At 59.3% G+C, this 1,929-nt stretch carries 1 protein-coding gene; it reads right to left on the minus strand.

The features are described from left to right. Window positions 1–64 precede the first annotated feature (64 nt). Window positions 65–1,354: a group II intron reverse transcriptase/maturase gene (ltrA, locus tag K5E40_RS34250; protein ID WP_409339160.1), complete on the minus strand. Its 1,290-nt coding sequence runs from the start codon at window positions 1,352–1,354 to the stop codon at window positions 65–67. Window positions 1,355–1,929: the final 575 nt, after the last annotated feature.

Below are 1,929 nucleotides of genomic sequence, written 5' to 3' on the forward strand. Positions count from 1 at the left end.
AGGAGGCGGATTCACATCCGCCGTCCTCTCACACCACCGTACGTACGGTTCCGTATACGGCGGTTCAGGTTATACGGTTAAGTCGGTTTATCGTGTCCAGTATCGAGACCAGGCCGAGGTTGTCCCATCGTTTCTTCGCCAGCGCCTGATTCATATGTGACGCTCCCGAGTTCCACCATGGGCCGCGGCCGTTGAACACTGATTTGCAGGCCCGCTCCTCTTTGAGTCCCAAGCGCATCAGGTTGCGCGCCCTCGTGGAGGGCCACTTCCATTGACGCCAGAGGACGCAGCGAAGCTTGCGCCGCACCCAGCCGTCCAGTTCTTCAAGTGGCCTTCTGCTTCGGCTAAGCTGGAAATAACCCGCCCAACCGCGTAGTACCGGGTTTATTCGCTCGATGATCGTAGCCATCTTGCAACCCTGTGCGCCGTGCAGCAGCTCTCTGAGCCGATCACGCAAGCGATTCAGGCTCATCGTTGCCACTTTCAGCTTCGGCTGTTTATGCCAGCTCATCCCGTAACCTAAGTAATCACAGACCCATGGCCGTGCCACGCGGCTCTTTTCCCGATTCAGCGTTAGTTTCAAACGCTGATTCAGGAAGCGCTCAACCCCGGCCAGCACTCGTTCGCCAGCACGGCGACTGCGCACATAGATGTTCGCATCGTCGGCATAACGCACAAAGCGATGCCCCCGCCGCTCCAGTTCGCGATCGAGTTCGTTGAGCAGGATGTTCGACAGCAACGGCGAGAGCGGGCCGCCTTGCGGCGTCCCCTCCTGCCGTCGGCTGACGATCCCGCCCGACATGATTCCGGCTTCGAGATAACGACGGATCAGCCTGAGCACCCGCCTGTCTTCGATTTGACGCTCGACGTAGGCCATCAATACATCGTGGTTGACCCGATCAAAGAATTTCTCCAGGTCAAGTTCCACGCACCAGCGGTGGCCCGCCGCCACATGGGCACGGGCAGTTTCAATGGCTTGATGAGCGCTTCTACCCGGACGAAAACCGTAGCTGTAATCCGAGAACAGAGGGTCGAAGATCGGCGTGAGCTGTTGCAGCAGGGCCTGTTGGATCAGGCGATCCACGACACAGGGAATGCCCAACTGCCGTGTTCCACCTTTGGGTTTTGGGATTTCAACGGCGCGCACACCTTGCGGGTGATACACGCCGGCCAGCAACCGAGCCTTGAGAGTCGGCCAATACTGTTTCGTGTAGTCCGCCAGTTGATCGACCGTCATGCCATCGGCACCCGGTGCGCCCTTGTTGCTGACCACACGTTGATACGCACGCCTGAGGTTGGCCGGTGCAAGCACCCGCTCCATCAGCGTGTCCGGCTCCGCGTTCGTCCACGTCACAGACGCCGCCGATGCCTGCGCACTGCCAGCCGCAAACCCTGGATTCCGTCCAGAGCTTGGGGTTACAGCCCTCTTGTGGAGAGATTTCTGCTTTTCGGACATTCGACGAGACTCTAACGCCTACTGGCGGCATAACCTGTTCGGCCCTTGGTGGCGTGGTTTTTTTTCCGCCACTTACTACGGCCTCGGCTGACTTCTGCAGGTTCATCCCGTCGCCTCTCGGCGCTCGGTAGCACGATGGCAAACCTGCAGATCTCCCAGGGTAATTCGCGCGACCTTCCTGCTTATGCCTGTCGGATATACGTCACAGCGCTCCGTGCAAGTATCGGGCTTTGACGATTGTGGCCGTCTTACCCCGCTGTGCCGCCTCATCCGCTTCCTGTTCGTCAGGCCAGCATTTTGCCTCGGGCTTCCTTCAGATTCGCAGTCACCCGCGACACCCTTGCCTCTGGCTAACACTTCCCCTTGCCGGGTGTGTAGAGGACTTTCACCTCCAAGTCGTTCGGCTCACCACCACAGTGAGCTGAACAGCGCCAGTCACGGCGCTACGCGCCATGCCTGGCGCACCACAAAAA

Source organism: Pseudomonas baetica, from assembly GCF_019733355.1.
Lineage (GTDB): Bacteria > Pseudomonadota > Gammaproteobacteria > Pseudomonadales > Pseudomonadaceae > Aquipseudomonas > Aquipseudomonas baetica_A.